This window comes from Clostridium bornimense (assembly GCF_018917145.1).
In the GTDB taxonomy this organism is placed as follows: Bacteria; Bacillota; Clostridia; order Clostridiales; family Clostridiaceae; genus Clostridium_AN; species Clostridium_AN bornimense_A.
This window is the reverse complement of record NZ_JAHLOD010000139.1, coordinates 1-702: the sequence shown is the minus strand read 5'-3', so window position 1 is coordinate 702 and position 702 is coordinate 1. Positions and strand designations below refer to the sequence as shown.

Annotated in this window: 1 protein-coding gene; it reads left to right on the top strand. The window is 33.0% G+C overall.

Going from position 1 to position 702, the window contains the following annotated elements; translation table 11 throughout:
* The first annotated feature begins 142 nt into the window (after positions 1-142).
* Positions 143-598: an IS200/IS605 family transposase gene (gene tnpA, locus KQI30_RS16900; protein WP_216464511.1), complete on the top strand. Its 456-nt coding sequence runs from the start codon at positions 143-145 to the stop codon at positions 596-598.
* Positions 599-702 lie beyond the last annotated feature (104 nt).

Here is a 702-nt window from a genome sequence, read left to right as displayed (position 1 = left end):
CTTTTTTGTATTTAGAAAACCCCGCGTTAGACGTGGGGTTCAGTAAAGCTTATAGCTATGAAACATAATAAAAAAACTCCTTCTGATATAATAAAAATGCGGTCTGGCAACTGCAAAAAATATCAGAAGGAGGACATTCAAAATGAATGACGTACATAGTTTATCACATACAAAATGGAACTGCAAATATCATATAGTATTTGCACCTAAATATAGGAGAAAAGTATTTTATGAAGAAAAGCGATTAGATATAGGGATAATATTAAGAGAATTAAGTAGATGGAAAGGTGTAAATATATTAGAAGCAGAAGTATGTATAGATCATATACATATGCTATTGGAGATTCCACCGAAGATGAGTATATCAAGTTTTATGGGATTTTTAAAAGGAAAGAGTAGTTTGATGATATATGAGAAATGGGGAAATATGAAGTATAAATATAGAAATAGAGAATTTTGGTGTCGTGGATATTATGTAGATACAGTAGGAAAGAATACGAAGAAAATAAAGGAATATATAGCGAATCAATTGCAAGAAGATAAAATGGCAGAACAATTAACAATTGATGATATAGACCCTTTTAAGGGTAGCAAGTAAAAGATCGCATGCGCCAGATCGTACATACGCCTTTAGGCGTAGCTAGTGGAAAAGGGCTACGCCCGAAAATGAAAAACCTCCGGCTAAGCCGGAGGATAATTATT

Coding starts and splice junctions, on each gene's coding strand:
- tnpA (WP_216464511.1), top strand. CDS start 143: ATGAATGACGTACATAGTTTATCACATACAAAATGGAACTGCAAATAT.